The sequence below is a fragment of the Anoxybacteroides tepidamans genome, from assembly GCF_014201465.1.
Classification (GTDB): domain Bacteria; phylum Bacillota; class Bacilli; order Bacillales; family Anoxybacillaceae; genus Anoxybacteroides; species Anoxybacteroides tepidamans.
Genome location: NZ_JACHEP010000003.1, coordinates 30,827 through 45,593 on the forward strand (window position 1 = coordinate 30,827; position 14,767 = coordinate 45,593).

General features: G+C 46.4%; 19 protein-coding genes and 1 pseudogene. All 20 read right to left on the minus strand.

Annotated features, from left to right (window positions below; genetic code table 11):
* Positions 1-438 (minus strand): annotated as a pseudogene (locus HNQ34_RS17435) (NADH-quinone oxidoreductase subunit C); the annotation flags it as partial.
* Between the two features lie 3 nt (positions 439-441).
* A complete protein-coding gene (locus tag HNQ34_RS05250; protein WP_027408015.1) occupies positions 442-954 on the minus strand; it encodes a NuoB/complex I 20 kDa subunit family protein in 513 nt (170 codons plus the stop codon).
* Entirely contained in the window at positions 945-1,313 is a 369-nt protein-coding gene (locus HNQ34_RS05255) for an NADH-quinone oxidoreductase subunit A (protein WP_183252308.1), read from the minus strand. Before HNQ34_RS05255 ends, HNQ34_RS05250 begins: the two co-directional genes overlap by 10 nt.
* 212 nt (positions 1,314-1,525) lie before the next feature.
* Positions 1,526-1,927, minus strand: a complete 402-nt coding sequence (locus HNQ34_RS05260) for a F0F1 ATP synthase subunit epsilon (RefSeq protein WP_183252310.1) — start codon at positions 1,925-1,927, stop codon at positions 1,526-1,528.
* A gap of 24 nt (positions 1,928-1,951) precedes the next feature.
* Complete coding sequence (gene atpD / locus HNQ34_RS05265; protein WP_183252312.1) at positions 1,952-3,373, minus strand: F0F1 ATP synthase subunit beta; 1,422 nt, start codon at positions 3,371-3,373, stop codon at positions 1,952-1,954.
* 53 nt (positions 3,374-3,426) lie between these two features.
* The gene (locus tag HNQ34_RS05270) at positions 3,427-4,281 is read right to left on the minus strand and encodes a F0F1 ATP synthase subunit gamma (protein WP_183252314.1); all 855 of its coding nucleotides are present in this window, start codon (positions 4,279-4,281) and stop codon (positions 3,427-3,429) included.
* Between the two features lie 84 nt (positions 4,282-4,365).
* Positions 4,366-5,874: a F0F1 ATP synthase subunit alpha gene (gene atpA, locus HNQ34_RS05275; protein WP_183252316.1), complete on the minus strand. Its 1,509-nt coding sequence runs from the start codon at positions 5,872-5,874 to the stop codon at positions 4,366-4,368.
* Between the two features lie 25 nt (positions 5,875-5,899).
* Positions 5,900-6,436: a F0F1 ATP synthase subunit delta gene (locus HNQ34_RS05280; protein ID WP_183252318.1), complete on the minus strand. Its 537-nt coding sequence runs from the start codon at positions 6,434-6,436 to the stop codon at positions 5,900-5,902.
* Positions 6,433-6,948, minus strand: coding sequence for a F0F1 ATP synthase subunit B (gene atpF / locus HNQ34_RS05285; protein ID WP_183252596.1), 516 nt, complete (start codon positions 6,946-6,948; stop codon positions 6,433-6,435). Before atpF ends, HNQ34_RS05280 begins: the two co-directional genes overlap by 4 nt.
* A 259-nt stretch (positions 6,949-7,207) precedes the next feature.
* Positions 7,208-7,420, minus strand: coding sequence for a F0F1 ATP synthase subunit C (gene atpE / locus HNQ34_RS05290; protein WP_183252320.1), 213 nt, complete (start codon positions 7,418-7,420; stop codon positions 7,208-7,210).
* A 52-nt stretch (positions 7,421-7,472) separates the two neighbouring features.
* Positions 7,473-8,183: a F0F1 ATP synthase subunit A gene (gene atpB, locus HNQ34_RS05295; RefSeq protein ID WP_183252322.1), complete on the minus strand. Its 711-nt coding sequence runs from the start codon at positions 8,181-8,183 to the stop codon at positions 7,473-7,475.
* A complete protein-coding gene (locus HNQ34_RS05300) occupies positions 8,183-8,575 on the minus strand; it encodes an ATP synthase subunit I (RefSeq protein ID WP_183252324.1) in 393 nt (130 codons plus the stop codon). The genes atpB and HNQ34_RS05300 overlap by 1 nt, the downstream gene beginning before the upstream one ends.
* Before the next feature lie 5 nt (positions 8,576-8,580).
* Positions 8,581-8,802, minus strand: coding sequence for an AtpZ/AtpI family protein (locus HNQ34_RS05305; RefSeq protein ID WP_183252326.1), 222 nt, complete (start codon positions 8,800-8,802; stop codon positions 8,581-8,583).
* 351 nt (positions 8,803-9,153) lie between these two features.
* Positions 9,154-9,783: a uracil phosphoribosyltransferase gene (gene upp, locus HNQ34_RS05310; RefSeq protein ID WP_183252328.1), complete on the minus strand. Its 630-nt coding sequence runs from the start codon at positions 9,781-9,783 to the stop codon at positions 9,154-9,156.
* Between the two features lie 130 nt (positions 9,784-9,913).
* Positions 9,914-11,149 carry a serine hydroxymethyltransferase gene (gene glyA / locus HNQ34_RS05315; RefSeq protein ID WP_183252330.1) on the minus strand — a complete coding sequence of 412 codons (1,236 nt, stop codon included), beginning with the start codon at positions 11,147-11,149 and terminating at the stop codon, positions 9,914-9,916.
* A gap of 93 nt (positions 11,150-11,242) precedes the next feature.
* The gene (locus HNQ34_RS05320; RefSeq protein WP_183252333.1) at positions 11,243-11,812 is read right to left on the minus strand and encodes a TIGR01440 family protein; all 570 of its coding nucleotides are present in this window, start codon (positions 11,810-11,812) and stop codon (positions 11,243-11,245) included.
* A 12-nt stretch (positions 11,813-11,824) separates the two neighbouring features.
* Complete coding sequence (gene rpiB / locus HNQ34_RS05325) at positions 11,825-12,265, minus strand: ribose 5-phosphate isomerase B (protein ID WP_183252335.1); 441 nt, start codon at positions 12,263-12,265, stop codon at positions 11,825-11,827.
* Positions 12,266-12,344: 79 nt separating this feature from the next.
* Positions 12,345-13,646, minus strand: coding sequence for a methyl-accepting chemotaxis protein (locus HNQ34_RS05330; RefSeq protein WP_183252337.1), 1,302 nt, complete (start codon positions 13,644-13,646; stop codon positions 12,345-12,347).
* Positions 13,647-13,672: 26 nt separating this feature from the next.
* Entirely contained in the window at positions 13,673-14,107 is a 435-nt protein-coding gene (locus HNQ34_RS05335) for a low molecular weight protein arginine phosphatase (protein WP_183252339.1), read from the minus strand.
* A gap of 94 nt (positions 14,108-14,201) precedes the next feature.
* Complete coding sequence (locus HNQ34_RS05340) at positions 14,202-14,756, minus strand: manganese efflux pump MntP (RefSeq protein ID WP_183252341.1); 555 nt, start codon at positions 14,754-14,756, stop codon at positions 14,202-14,204.
* Positions 14,757-14,767 lie beyond the last annotated feature (11 nt).

The window sequence follows — 14,767 nt, forward strand, 5'->3', positions numbered from 1 at the left end:
CGCTGCGGCCGCTGCTTTTTTCTTCGCCAGCTCTACATCGTCTGCGGCGCTCTCCGCTCCTTCTGCCTGCTCCGCTTCTTTCGCCTTCTGCTTCGCCAGCGCTGCTGCTTTTGCTTTCGCTGCGGCCGCTGCTTTTTTCTTCGCCAGCTCTACATCGTCTGCGGCGCTCTCCGCTCCTTCTGCCTGCTCCGCTTCTTTCGCCTTCTGCTTCGCTAGCGCTGCTGCTTTTGCTTTTGCTTTCGCTGCGGCCGCTGCTTTTGCTTTGGCGAGTGCAAGCTCGTCCGTTTCTCCCTCTTGCTTTTGTTCCGCTGCGTTCGCTTCGAGCGCCTGTTCAGTTTGACCGCTCGCTTGTTTCGCTGCCATGCGTTCGCGCGCTAACTGCTTCGCCCGCTCGGCGGCTTCTTTTTTCAATTGCTGTAAATCTTTTTCTTCGCCCATCGATTACAGCACCTTCTTCCCTGTCTTCGCTTCATAGCGAATCTTTTCTTTTAACTTATTAATCCCGTAAATTAATGCGGCCGGATTAGGCGGACAGCCAGGGATGTAGACGTCAACCGGAACGATTTGGTCGACCCCTTTCACGACGCAATACGATTTCACATACGGCCCCCCCGCTGTCGCACATGATCCCATCGCAATGACCCATTTCGGCTCCGGCATTTGATCGTATAAGCGGCGGACGATCGGCGCCATTTTTTTTGTGACCGTTCCCGAGACGATCATCACATCCGATTGGCGCGGAGACGTGCGGAAAAACGAGCCAAATCGGTCCAAGTCGTAATGGGAAGAGCCGACCCCCATCATTTCAATCGCACAGCAAGCAAGCCCGAACGTCAACGGCCATAGCGAATTGCTTCTCGCCCAAGCCTTTAGCTGTTCGAGCGTGGTCAAAAAGACGTTGCGCCGTAATTCTTCCATTTCTTCTTCTGGCACATTCAGCAATTTTACATCCATTTTAACACCTTCTTCTTCCAAGCATACAAAAGCCCAATGACAAGCATTGCCACAAAAATCAACATTTCAATAAGAGCAAATAGACCGAGCCGGTTATAAGCAACCGCCCATGGGTATAAAAAGACCGTTTCAACATCAAAAATGACAAATAAAAGCGCAAACATGTAATAGCGTACGTTAAATTGAATGCGCGAATCGTGAAATGGTTCAATCCCGCTTTCATACGTCGTTTCCTTTGCGGCATTCGGCGCATGCGGCCGCAACAAGCGCCCTGCTGTCAAAGCAACAACCGGAAGCAAAACGCCTAGACATAAAAACACAAAGACGATTAAATAGTTATTCAAATAGATGTTGAGCAATTTCGTGTAAGCCCCCTTTGCTATCTAGCATCATCATAAATTGCGGAAAATATCACACAATTTCGACTTGTAACCGATATCATTATAACATTTATATCCAGATGTGTCGACAGAGCCGAGCATTTTACTTGTAACGAATGTTATTATAGTGATAACAAATTAGGACAGTGGTTTTATCGCATAAAAAAAAAGACAGGGAAAATCCCCTGCCTTTACTGTTTTCCGGCTATCTCTAATCGGTTGATGGCACGTCTTAAGGCGAGTTCCGCACGCTTGAAATCAACGTCGTCTTGCTTCGCTTGCAAGCGTCGTTCCGCGCGTTCTTTCGCCGCTTTCGCGCGAGCGACATCGATATCTTCCGCTTTTTCAGCTGCCTGTGCTAACACGGTCACTTTATCGGGACGAACTTCCAAAAAGCCACCGCTGACGGCGATCAATTCTGTCTTTCCGTCCTTTTTCAAGCGCACCGCTCCAATTTCAAGCGGCGCAACAAGCGGAATATGCCCCGGCAAAATCCCGAGCTCCCCGCTTTTTGCTTTCGTGCTAACCATTTCAACGTCCGCTTCATACACCGGGCCATCAGGAGTAACTACACTGACTTTAATTGTCTTCATGACAAAAACCCCCTATGCCCTTCATTAAACTTCTACGCCCATTTTTCTCGCTTTTTCCACAACTTCTTCAATGCGACCTACTAGGCGGAACGCATCTTCTGGAAGATGGTCGTATTTTCCTTCCAAAATTTCTTTAAAGCCGCGAACCGTTTCTTTTACAGGCACGTAAGAACCTGGTTGGCCTGTAAATTGCTCCGCAACGTGGAAGTTTTGCGATAAGAAGAATTGGATGCGGCGAGCGCGATGAACGACAAGTTTGTCTTCATCCGAAAGCTCATCCATACCAAGAATCGCGATAATGTCTTGCAATTCTTTATAGCGCTGCAGCGTTTGTTGCACTTTGCGCGCTACTTGATAATGCTCTTCGCCAACGATTTCCGGTGAAAGCGCACGAGATGTCGACGCAAGCGGGTCTACCGCTGGATAAATCCCCATCTCGGACAATTTACGCTCCAAGTTCGTTGTTGCGTCTAAGTGTGCGAATGTTGTCGCCGGCGCCGGGTCTGTGTAGTCGTCCGCTGGCACGTAAATCGCTTGGATTGATGTTACAGAACCAACGGCTGTTGATGTGATCCGCTCTTGCAATTGCCCCATTTCTGTCGCAAGCGTTGGTTGGTAACCTACCGCTGATGGCATGCGTCCTAATAGCGCAGAAACTTCAGAACCTGCTTGCGTGAAACGGAAAATGTTGTCGATGAAGAACAATACGTCTTGTCCTTGCTCATCGCGGAAATATTCCGCCATCGTCAATCCCGTTAACGCTACGCGCATCCGCGCACCAGGCGGCTCGTTCATTTGTCCGAAGACCATTGCCGTTTTGTTAATAACACCGGAGTCTTTCATTTCATGGTACAAGTCGTTTCCTTCACGCGTACGCTCGCCGACGCCCGCGAATACGGAAATACCGCCATGCTCTTGTGCGATGTTGTTAATTAACTCCTGAATCAATACTGTTTTACCTACACCTGCACCGCCGAATAAACCGATTTTTCCACCTTTAATATACGGAGCAAGAAGGTCAACAACTTTAATCCCTGTTTCCAAAATTTCGACTTGTGTCGAAAGTTGTTCAAATTTTGGCGCTGGTCTGTGAATCGAATCGCGGCGCGCCTCCGCTGGAATTTCTTCGCCTAAATCGATCGGCTCTCCTAATACGTTAAACACACGGCCGAGCGTGACGTCCCCAACTGGAACAGAAATTGGCGCCCCTGTATCGATGACTTCCATTCCACGAATGAGACCGTCTGTAGAGGCCATCGCAATCGTACGAACAGTATCATCCCCAAGGTGAAGGGCCACTTCTAATGTTAAGTCAATGTCGACTTCGTTTTCACTGCGCGCTTTATGTTGAATTTTAAGGGCGTTGTAAATCGCAGGAAGATGTCCGCTTTCGAACTTCACGTCTACAACTGGACCCATAACTTGAAGAACGCGTCCTTTTGTCATCTTTTTCCCTCCTAACTTGCTACTTGAACGTCTCTATAGCGCCTGACGCTTTGTTATTGCAACGCATTGGCTCCTGCCACGATTTCCGTAATTTCTTGCGTAATCGCTGCTTGACGAGCACGGTTGTATGAAAGCGTAAGCGTGCGAATAAGTTCTTTGGCATTATCGGTTGCGTTTTTCATCGCCGTCATCCGCGCCGCATGCTCACTCGCTTTCGCATCGAGCAACGCACCGTAAATTAAGCTTTCCGCGTATTGCGGCAACAACACTTCTAAAATTTCTTCTTGCGAAGGCTCGAATTCATACGATGTCAATTTTTTGTTCGCAGCCAAATCTGTGAGCGGCAACAATTTCCGTTCTGTTACATCTTGCTGAATGGCGCTCACGAAATGGTTATAGTACATATACAACTCATCAAACGTGCCGTCGGCAAACATATTGACCGTTTGATTCGCGATCGCTTTAATATCAGCGAACGATGGTTGGTCTGGCAAACCGGTAATATGCAAAGCAACCGGAATGTTGCGCTTTTTGAAAAAGCTTAAACCGATGCGGCCAATCGCAATAATCGCGTACTCGTCCGCCGATTTGTGGCGCTCTTGAATCGTTTGGTAAACAGTACGAAGCACGTTGCTGTTGTAGGCGCCCGCTAACCCGCGGTCAGATGTAATGACTAAATAGCCTGTCTTTTTCACAGGACGTTTCACGAGCATCGGATGGTTGCTCGAACTGCCTAAAGCGATGTTCGCCACGACTTCTTGAATTTTTTCCATATATGGAACAAACGATTTCGCGTTCGTTTCAGCGCGGTGTAATTTTGAAGCGGAAACCATTTCCATCGCTTTTGTAATTTGGCTCGTTTTTTTCGTCGAGTTAATCCGCGTTTTAATATCGCGTAATGATGCCAAAGGTTTTCACCACCTTTTTTGCACTGAATCTATTGATAGAGACAAGGAACAGAAGCATCGCGTCCCTTCTGTTCCGTTGCCATTTTATTCCGAAACGACAAACGTTTTCTTGAAGTCTTCGATCGCTTTGTTGAAGTCTTCTTCGTTTGGAAGATCTTTCGTCGTGCGAATATGGTCAAGGATATGCTGACCGTTTTGATCGAGCCATGCGAAAAATTCTTTTTCAAAGCGGCGAATATCTTCCACTGGAATATCGTCTAAAAATCCGCGCGTTAATGCGTAAATGATCGCCACTTGTTTTTCAACTGGAAGCGGCTCGTGTAATCCTTGTTTCAATACTTCTACTGTGCGCGCACCGCGAGCAAGTTTCGCTTGCGTCGCTTTATCAAGGTCCGAACCGAATTGCGCGAACGCTTCGAGTTCACGATACGCCGCTAAGTCAAGGCGAAGCGTACCTGATACTTTTTTCATCGCTTTAATTTGTGCCGCACCACCGACGCGCGATACGGAAAGACCGGCGTTGATCGCTGGGCGCACGCCTGCGAAGAATAAGTCAGATTGCAAGAAAATTTGTCCGTCTGTAATCGAGATGACGTTCGTTGGAATGTAAGCAGAGATGTCGCCTGCTTGCGTTTCAACGAATGGCAATGCCGTTAATGAACCTGCGCCTTTTGCGTCGCTTAATTTTGCTGCGCGCTCTAAGAGGCGAGAGTGCAAGTAGAATACGTCCCCTGGATATGCTTCACGGCCTGGCGGACGACGTAATAAAAGCGAAAGTTCGCGGTAAGCGGCCGCTTGCTTCGATAAGTCGTCGTACACAACAAGCACGTGTTGTCCTTTGTACATGAAATATTCGCCCATCGATACGCCCGCATATGGCGCTAAGAATAGCAACGGTGCTGGTTGGGAAGCAGAAGCGGTCACGACGATCGTGTAGTCTAACGCCCCGTGCTTACGCAACGTTTCAACAACGTTACGAACCGTTGATTCTTTTTGGCCAATCGCGACATAAATACAAATCATGTTTTGGTCTTTTTGGTTTAAGATCGTGTCGATCGCAACCGATGTTTTACCTGTTTGACGGTCTCCGATAATCAACTCGCGTTGACCGCGGCCGATTGGTACAAGGGCGTCAATCGCTTTAATTCCTGTTTGCAACGGCTCGTGTACCGATTTACGATCCATGACACCAGGAGCTGGGCTTTCGATCGGACGAGTTTCTGTCGTTTCGATTGGTCCTAACCCGTCCACAGGTTGGCCTAATGGGTTGACGACACGGCCAATCAATGCTTCGCCGACCGGAACTTCCATGATGCGACCTGTACGGCGCACTTCGTCACCTTCTTTAATGCCTGTATACGGTCCTAAAATAACGATACCGACGTTATTTTCTTCAAGGTTAAGCGCCATTCCCATGACACCGTTTGCAAACTCCACGAGCTCCCCTGACATGACGTTGTCAAGGCCATGAGCGCGCGCGATACCGTCACCGACTTGGATTACTGTACCTACATCGCTCACTTTGATTTCAGACTGATAATTTTCAATTTGTTTTTTTATCAGCGCGCTAATTTCTTCAGCTCTGATGCTCATGCATTTCACCCCTATCTACAAATCTTTAACCAATAAGCTGACGTTGTAGTCGTTCTAGTTTACCGCTGACGCTGCCATCATAAATGCGGTTGCCAATGCGCAGCTTCACACCGCCGATTAAGCTCGGATCGATGATGTTATGAATGTGAAGCGTTGTTTTGCCTACTTTTTTCGCGAACACGTCGGCAAGCGCCTGCTTTTCCTCCTCGCTCAACGGACGAGCCGAGTAAACGGTCGCTTCCGCTACGCCGCGCGCTTCGTTCGCAAGGGCGATAAATTCGTCGGCAAGCTCTTCTACGATGCCGATGCGATGGCGGTCAAGCAACAAAAGCAACGTATTTTGCACAGGTGCTGACAGCGCTGCGAACGTTTCTTTTATTAACGCTTTTTTCTTTTCAAGCGATAGCTTCGGATGGGTTAACACTGCGAAAAAGTCTGGTTGATCCACAAACACTTGCTGGACGACGCGAATTTCTGATTCAAACTGATCAAGGAGCTGCTGCTGTTGTGCGATTTGAAAAAGAGCCAATGCATACCGTTTCGCTACGATTTCTTTGTTCATCGCCCTTCTCCTACCTCATGAATGTACTCTTGGATCAGCTTCGCTTGATCTTGTTCCGTCAATTCTTTTTCAATCACTTTCGATGCAATGAGTACGGATAAAGAAGCCACTTGCTCGCGCAAAGCAGCGACTGCTTGCTCTTTTTCGCGCTCGATTTCTTTTTTCGCCGTTTCTTTGAGGCGCTCCGCTTCGGCGCGGGCAGCCGCAATGATTTGCTCTTTTTGCTCTTCGCCAAGCTTGCGCGCATTTTCAATGAGCGCTTGCGCTTCTTGACGCGACTGTTTCATGAGCGCACGCTGCTCTTCAGCCAGCTTTTTCGCTTCTTGATGATGCTTTTCTGCCTGCTCGATTTCATTAGCGATATGCTCTTCGCGCTGTTTCATAATGCCCATTAATGGACCGAACGCATATTTACGGAGCAATGCTAATAAGATTAAAAACATAAGTAGTTGGAAAATGATATCGCCGCTGTTTAATCCACTATGTTCAGCCACAGCGCCTAATACAAACATGTTTAACACCGCTCGTTTCACTCCCTTCAAGAGTCGCTCGTTAGGTTTATTACTAGTACTAGTAAAATAGCTACCTTATGAAGATGATTCAACTAAGTCAATTATAAACATAAAGGAATGGCGAAGGTTCTCATGGAATGATCTTCGCCATTGTTGAACGATTTTTGTTCATCATGCTATAAAATTGTCAAGTCATATTGCCCAAACGCCGAGCTTGACCATGATGCTCAATAAGCAAAGCGCCGAGCTTCTGCTTGCCTTATTGACCTAAAACCATGAACGCGATAACTACCGCGATGATCGGAATCGCCTCTACTAACGCAACCCCGATGAACATTGTTGTTTGAAGCATACCGCGAGCTTCTGGCTGACGCGCGATACCTTCAACTGTACGAGATACGATTAAACCGTTACCAATACCTGCACCAAGTGCAGCTAAACCGATAGCAATTGCAGCTGCTAATAAACCCATGATTAAAAGTCCTCCTTTAAAATATTTATTGAAATATTAATTTTTTATTAAATTAATGGTCATGACTCACTTTATGTGCCATATAAACCATTGTTAGCATTGTGAAAATAAATGCTTGAATTGCACCAACAAAAACACTGAAGCCTTGCCATGCAATCGTCGGAATGATTGCGGCAACCGTTCCACCAACACCTGTCGCTAAACCACCCGCAAGCAAGCCCAACAAAATTTCGCCTGCGAAAATGTTACCGTAAAGACGCAAACCAAGCGTTAATGTGTTAGCGAATTCTTCGATAATCTTAAGCGGGAATAAAAACCACATCGGGCTGAAGAAGCCTTTCATATAATGACCAAAGCCATTCAGCTTAATGCCATAGTAGTGAGATAGTGCTACAACCATTATTGCGAGTGTTAATGTGACAACTGGATCGGCTGTCGGCGACTTCCACCATAACTTCCCGTCAATCACAACGGAAAATGGAAGACCAAGCATGTTTGCAACGAAAATGTACATGATTAATGTTAATCCAAGCATATGGAAGCGTCCGCCTGTTTTCCAGTCCATGTTACTTTTAATAATATTTTTGACAAAGTCCACAACCCATTCAAGGAAGTTTTGCATTCCTGTTGGTTTCATAGACAAGTTGCGGGTTGCCAAAACAGCAATGATAAAGACAATCACAGATGTGACAGTAATCATTAAAATATTAGCTAAGTTGAAAGTAAAACCTAAAAATTCCGCTGTTGGAGACCCGTGTTCCACTAGTACTCACCTCTCTTCCCATCGCTTTTGCGTATTTTTCCAAAAAAATAATCTATTATAATGACAAAATAGGATGTCATTAATCCCAACACCACCGGAATTGTTGAGAAATAATGAGGATATCGAATCACAATTAACACTGCCAATCCTGCAGCAGCCATACGTGAAAATGTGCCAAGAGAGCGGACTTTCTCCCCTTCGATGATTGCCTGTACGAAATGGCCTGTCTTTCTAGTCAATATCCATAGCCCGTAAAAGCTGATGGTCGTGCCAAGAATCAGACTGGAAAATATGATTTTATATTGTGTAAAACCCCAGCCTAATGTATAAACGGATAGCAAATAAAACATGTATTTTCGCTGCCTTTGAAACATTTGCTGAAGCTCTTCCATGCAACTTATTCTCCTGAAAAATATTGACGAACTGTTCGTAACATGGCATATACGCCTGTAGTAAGCCCAAGCAGTAAACCAATAATTAAAAAAAGAGGCTCTGTATCAAAATGTCGATCGATCCACCTGCCGCCGAATATGCCAACTAAAATGGAACCGACCAACTGTGACGCAATTGCGGACATCAAACCGATCGCTTGAAGGGGATGGCGTTGATTTTGGCGCATAAAATTAATAATCCTCACTCTATGCAATTCACAAAAAATTAAAGAAATAAACGTGGTTTTTTAACTATGAAAACCTTATCATTATTGCCCCTTGTAAGCATACAATAGGAGTCCGCCAATGTCAATGTATTTACTATGAAAAAAGTATTAAACGGTTCTAATTGTAATAATTTGTCACAATTTATAAATTCATTTTTCTTTTCTTAAATTTATTATAACATTTTTTCTCATTATACATAAAAATACATAAAAATACATAAAACGCCAAGCACTCTTTGGCACTCAGCGTTCCATTTTTCCATCTGACCGTTCGTAAAGTTTTCTACGCACCATAGTGATCAACAATGGGGATTATTTCGTCCCAAACAGACGATCCCCGGCGTCGCCAAGTCCCGGAACGATATAGCCGTGGTCGTTTAGTTTTTCATCGAGCGCTGCGATATAAATGTCGACATCCGGATGCGCTTTTTTCACCGCTTCGACTCCTTCTGGGGCCGCGATTAAGCACATAAATTTAATGTTTTTCGCACCGCGCTTCTTCAATGAGGTGATCGCTTCGACCGCGGAACCGCCTGTCGCTAACATCGGGTCGACGACAATAAAGTCGCGTTCCTCAACATCGGTCGGCAATTTCACATAATATTCCACTGGTTTTAACGTTTCCGGATCACGATATAATCCGATATGGCCGACTTTTGCGGCCGGAATGAGCTTCAAAATGCCGTCGACCATGCCGATTCCCGCGCGCAAAATTGGAATAATGCCAAGCTTTTTGCCAGCGATCACTTTCGATTTCGCTTTACTGACGGGCGTTTCGATTTCCACTTCTTCAAGCGGAAGGTCGCGCGTAATTTCAAACGCCATCAATGTCGCCACTTCTTCAACAAGTTCACGGAACTCTTTCGTTCCCGTTTGCTTGTCGCGAATGTATGTAAGTTTATGCTGAATGAGTGGATGATCAAATACGTACACTTTGCCCATTGTTCCCTCTCCTCTTTTCCTCAGGTTGCATTTCCCTACATTTTACCGGAAAAATGATACCTGTTCAATAAGAGGCTTAAATTGTCAAAAAATCACCTCGTATCAATCGAATGATACGAGGTGCACTTTGTTATGCATAAAGCGGGAATTTCTCGGTCAATGCCGCAACGCGGCGGCGCGCTTCTTCCAATTTTTCTTTATTGTCGGTATTTTTCAGCGCCAGAGCGATGATGCTTGCGATTTCATCCATTTCTGCAAGACCGAAGCCGCGGCTTGTAACAGCCGCTGTACCGATGCGGATGCCGCTTGTGACAAACGGGCTTTCCGGATCGTACGGAATCGTGTTTTTGTTCACCGTAATTCCAATTTCATCGAGCACGTTTTCCGCCACTTTTCCTGTTAACCCGAGCGAACGCAAATCAACCAACAACAGATGGTTGTCCGTTCCGCCTGATACGAGCGTAAATCCTTCGCTCACTAATGCTTCTGCTAAACGTTTGGCGTTGTTGACAACGTTTTGTGCGTATGTTTTAAAGCTGTCGCCAAGCGCTTCACCTAATGCAACAGCTTTCGCAGCGATGACGTGCATGAGCGGTCCGCCTTGAATGCCTGGGAAAATCGCTTTATCGATTTGTTTCGCAAATTCTTCTTTGCAAAGAATCATGCCGCCGCGCGGACCGCGCAACGTTTTATGCGTCGTCGTCGTGACAAAATGCGCATAAGGCACCGGATTTGGATGAAGACCTGCCGCAACAAGACCTGCGATATGCGCCATATCGACCATCAAATAGGCGCCCACTTCATCGGCAATTTCGCGGAACCGCGCAAAATCAATCACTCGCGGATACGCACTTGCTCCAGCTACAATGAGCTTCGGCTTATGTAAGCGCGCTTTTTCTAATACATCGTCATAGTTAATGCGGTGCGTTTCAGGATCCACACCGTATTCCACGAAATTGTATTGAATGCCGCTGAAGTTTACCGAGCTTCCGTGCGTTAAGTGTCCCCCATGCGATAAATTCATGCCGAGCACTGTATCGCCATGGTTTAAAATCGTAAAATAAACGGCCATGTTCGCTTGTGCGCCAGAATGAGGCTGAACGTTCACATGCTCAGCGCCAAACAGTTGCTTCGCTCGCTCGCGCGCCAAATCTTCCACGACATCCACATGTTCGCAGCCCCCATAATAGCGGCGGCCTGGATATCCTTCCGCATATTTGTTCGTTAACACAGAGCCTTGCGCTTCCATCACGGCACGGCTCACAAAGTTTTCGGAGGCAATCAACTCAATTTTCGTTTGCTGCCTTTTTAGTTCATCTTGAATCGCTTGAAACACTTGCGGATCTTGCTGTGGCAAGTAGTTCATCACGAGCTCCCCCTTTTTTCGAAATATGAGAATATTCCTTTCTATTTTAACAACTTTTCACGGAATGATTCAAAGAAAAAATGAACAAAATCATTAAGATGTGCACGAAGCATTCGGATTTTCCTTTGAATACACGGCTCGAGCGCCGCCGATTAGTTTCGGTCTTGTTTTCGCCAACGTTACATGAGCATGTCCGACTTGCCGGATCGATGTGCGAATCGGCACGGCGACATGTTTTAAATGCATGCCGATAAGCGTAGCGCCGATATCAATGCCGGCATCCGCTTTCAGAAATTCGACGACGACCGGGTCGTTCATATGGTTGTAGGCATACTCCGCCAGCGCACCACCTGCGGAACGCACCGGAATGACGGAAACAATCTCGAGCTGTTTCGCCAGCGCAGTTTCTTTTTCCACGACAAGCGCGCGGTTTAAATGCTCGCAACATTGAAAGGCGAGCTGGACCCCTGTTTCATCGCGCCATTTTTGCAATTCGGCGAAAATCATTTCCGCCACTTCTGTCGTGCCTGCCGTTCCGATTTTTTTCCCGATCACTTCGCTCGTGCTGCAGCCGATGACGAGAAGATGTTCAGAAAAGAGCGGGACTTGTTGCCGAAATTCCGCTAAAATCGCACGCCATTGTTGCTTCCACTCCGAAAGCATCTTTGCATCCCCCTACTTTTGTTCATATTGTTGAATTTTATTGATGCGGTTGGCATGGCGCCCACCCTCAAATTCCGTCGTCAGCCATATTTTCGCAATTTCCCGCGCCAAGCCTGGACCGATGACGCGCTCTCCCATCGCCAACACGTTGCTGTCGTTATGCTCACGTGTCAACCGGGCGCTGTATACATCATGAACGAGCGCACAACGCACCCCCTTCACTTTATTGGCGGCAATCGACATGCCGATTCCTGTTCCGCAAATTAAAATGCCGCGGTCTACTTCCCCGCTTGCGACTTTTTCCGCAACCGGAATCGCATAATCCGGATAATCAACCGACCCTTCGCATTCACAACCTAAATCGATGTATTCGATCCCCATTTCATCCATCAATTTTTTAATTTCTTGGCGAATGTTGATCCCGCCATGGTCAGATGCAATCGCTACTTTCACCGCTTGTTCCTCCTTGTTCAATAAAATAAAAGCCGCCTTTCTTTCCATTGTAACGATAAAAGGCGACTTTTTCATTAGTTTATTCTTTTTCGTATTTCATATTAAAACTGTCGATCGTATTTTTTAATTTTCGCGCCTGTTCCGCTAATTGCCCCACTAGTTCATTGACGTGGTTAATCATCGCTGTCTGCTCTTGCGTTGCAGCGGTTACTTCGAGAGCGCCTGCCGATGTTTCTTCAGCAATAGCCGCCACTTCTTGCGATTGAATAGACGTTTTTTCGATATGTTTCATCTGCTCTTTCACTAACTCAGCAATTTGGTGAACAGCATTGGCTACTTCGTGAATCGAATTCGTCATCTCCGTAATCGCTTCATTCGTGTCGTTTCCTTTCGCCGCTTCTTCATTCGCCGCCTTCACTTGTTCGTTAATTTGCGCCACGACGTGAACGACTTCTTTTTGAATGTTTTGAATAAGCTCGGAAATACCTTGCACCGCCCGAGCGCTTTCATCGGCTAATTTACGCACTTCTTCTGCGACGACCGCAAAGCCTTTTCCGTGTTCACCGGCGCGCGCCGCTTCAATCGAAGCGTTCAACGCCAACAAGTTCGTCTGTCCGGCGATATCGCCGACAAGTGAAATAATGTTTTCCACTTCTTTCGCATGCTGCTCCAAACGGCGCACCGCACCTAAAGACGCTTGGTTGTTTTGCGCTAAATGTTGGATGCCGGTGACAAGCGAATCAATCACTTTTTTGCTTGTATGAAGCGTATCGACCATATCAGTGACGAGCTGTTCCGACTGCTGCGCTTTTTGCTGCACTTGGTTGGCGATTTGCAACACATCTTCGACCGATTCAGCGGTCGTCTGCATCGAAACAGCGGAGTCGTTCGCTCCTTTCGAAATTTCCTCAATCGTCTGCGCGATGCTTTCCGAGCGCTCGACCGCAGAGCTGGAAGCGTTCGTAATTTCAATAACTTTTTCGTTCGTAAGCGCAAAGTTTTCTTCAATATTTCGCACCATCATTCGTAAATTTTTCAGCATTTCGTTAAACGCAAGCCCTAAGGCGCGAATTTCATCATCCGATTTAGACAGCGGCACATCTTGATCGATTTGCCCGTTCGCCGCCTTCATCGCTGCCTGTTCAAGCTGCTGCAGCGGGCGCGTAATAAAACCGGCGGCAATGTAGGCAAGAAGACCGGACCATAATATACCGAGCACCAATATAATAATCGTGAACAAGCTTTTATTAAATGTGCTGAAAAAGAGATCATAGAGCACATAAATAAACAGCGCGCTTGTCGAATACGTAATGACCGCCAGCACGGTCGTAAACACGACGAGCTTTAACCGCAAGCTGAACCCATATTTTTTATTCTTCATCCCTACATCCCCCTCGTATATTCCCACTATAGTTTTTGAACAAGTTGCGCAATCAGCTGCTCTAGCTCCTCTCTCGTTTGCCGATACGTTTCCACAGAACCGCCAAACGGATCGAACACATCCCCTTCTTGTCCAAAAGCAAACTCTTTTAGTGTAAACGTTTTTCCATCCGCTTCCGGGAACCGTTCGAGAACATGCTGTTTATGCCCTGAAGTCATCGTCAAAATATAGGTGGCCCAATCGATGTCTTCCTTTTTAAGTAAAGAAGAGCGGTGGGCAATCTCAATGCCTTTTTCCGTTAATACCGTTTTGGCATGTTCCGACGCATCGCTTCCATCTAGCGCAAACACACCTGCCGATTTGACTTCTACATGCGGCAGCTGCTTATTTTTTAACAACGCTTCTGCCATCGGACTGCGGCACGTATTTCCCGTACAAACAAATAGTATGCGAGTCGACATGACATCCTCCTTGTCGGTCAAATTATTCATATCATTATTATAATGGAATTTCATTTTGAAAGTATAGTACAAAAAAGACAGCGATCCGCTGCCTTTAGATCGGAAACAATAGCTTTAAGCCGAACGCGAGTAAAATGCTGCCGCCTAATACCTCGCTATAAATTCCGAGCCATTGTTGAAAGCGGTGCCCCAAGAGCAGCCCGATCCACGTTAAGAGCATGCTGAAAAAACCGAACAAAAAAATGGTCACGAGCGTGCGCGCTCCGTAAATCCCAAGGCTCAGTCCGACGGAAAAGCTATCGAGGCTGACGCTAAGGGCAAAAAAAATTAAGCCGATCCCAATAGGAGAAATGAGCGGATCGTTTTCCTTCTTAAATGAAGTCACGATCATTTGCACGCCTAATAAAAGCAACAGCGCGCCACCAATATAAGAGGCAATGCCGCCGAATTGCTGCGATAAAAACCGTCCAATAAACATTCCTAATAACGGCATAACAATATGAAAAACGCCGATCGTAAAGCCTATATAAAACATTTGCTTAAAGCGCAAACGAAAAAATCCCATGCCTAATCCGACGGAAAAGGCATCCATTCCTAAGGCAAACGCCATCATGCATAACGTCATCAGTTCGCCGATCATTGCGTTCATTCTGTTCCCTC

Coding starts and splice junctions, on each gene's coding strand:
- HNQ34_RS05330 (WP_183252337.1), bottom strand. CDS start 13,646: ATGAAGAATAAAAAATATGGGTTCAGCTTGCGGTTAAAGCTCGTCGTG.
- atpF (WP_183252596.1), bottom strand. CDS start 6,948: ATGTTTGTATTAGGCGCTGTGGCTGAACATAGTGGATTAAACAGCGGC.
- HNQ34_RS05335 (WP_183252339.1), bottom strand. CDS start 14,107: ATGTCGACTCGCATACTATTTGTTTGTACGGGAAATACGTGCCGCAGT.
- upp (WP_183252328.1), bottom strand. CDS start 9,783: ATGGGCAAAGTGTACGTATTTGATCATCCACTCATTCAGCATAAACTT.
- glyA (WP_183252330.1), bottom strand. CDS start 11,149: ATGAACTACTTGCCACAGCAAGATCCGCAAGTGTTTCAAGCGATTCAA.
- HNQ34_RS05305 (WP_183252326.1), bottom strand. CDS start 8,802: ATGCGCCAAAATCAACGCCATCCCCTTCAAGCGATCGGTTTGATGTCC.
- HNQ34_RS05280 (WP_183252318.1), bottom strand. CDS start 6,436: ATGAACAAAGAAATCGTAGCGAAACGGTATGCATTGGCTCTTTTTCAA.
- HNQ34_RS05300 (WP_183252324.1), bottom strand. CDS start 8,575: ATGGAAGAGCTTCAGCAAATGTTTCAAAGGCAGCGAAAATACATGTTT.
- HNQ34_RS05260 (WP_183252310.1), bottom strand. CDS start 1,927: ATGAAGACAATTAAAGTCAGTGTAGTTACTCCTGATGGCCCGGTGTAT.
- HNQ34_RS05340 (WP_183252341.1), bottom strand. CDS start 14,756: ATGAACGCAATGATCGGCGAACTGATGACGTTATGCATGATGGCGTTT.
- atpA (WP_183252316.1), bottom strand. CDS start 5,874: ATGAGCATCAGAGCTGAAGAAATTAGCGCGCTGATAAAAAAACAAATT.
- atpD (WP_183252312.1), bottom strand. CDS start 3,373: ATGACAAAAGGACGCGTTCTTCAAGTTATGGGTCCAGTTGTAGACGTG.
- atpE (WP_183252320.1), bottom strand. CDS start 7,420: ATGGGTTTATTAGCAGCTGCAATTGCTATCGGTTTAGCTGCACTTGGT.
- HNQ34_RS05320 (WP_183252333.1), bottom strand. CDS start 11,812: ATGCTTTCGGAGTGGAAGCAACAATGGCGTGCGATTTTAGCGGAATTT.
- HNQ34_RS05250 (WP_027408015.1), bottom strand. CDS start 954: ATGGATGTAAAATTGCTGAATGTGCCAGAAGAAGAAATGGAAGAATTA.